Below are 353 nucleotides of genomic sequence, written 5' to 3' on the forward strand. Positions count from 1 at the left end.
TTTTTCTTCCCGGTCTTAAATGGATCTAAAATAAAACGCAGGGGAGCTTTCCCATCGGGATCACCATAGGAAGGGGTGGAGCTGAGCGGGAAAAGCACCTTGACAAATTTCTTTTTCTTTGGGTACAGGAACCCGGAAAGATCTGTGTCTCTAATGTTTCGTGGATAATTCCTAAGATCCAGAACCAGTGCTTTTTTATCTTTTCCATGTTCGAAGGCAGTCTTAAGTTCCCCGGTGGTGATACTATCCAGGTTGATATAGGTTACTTCGGGGGTAAGATCGTACCATTGGTCTTTTCGCGGTGTATAAAGGTGTCTTACCGTGTCTATAGTTCCGAAGGAATCATATAAGGG

General features: G+C 43.9%; 1 protein-coding gene. It reads right to left on the minus strand.

All coding sequences use genetic code 11. The features are described 5' to 3' along the window. A partial coding sequence (locus HC175_RS21210) for a hypothetical protein (RefSeq protein WP_168139933.1) occupies window positions 1-353 on the minus strand: 353 nt, incomplete at both ends.

This window comes from Salinimicrobium oceani (assembly GCF_012037645.1).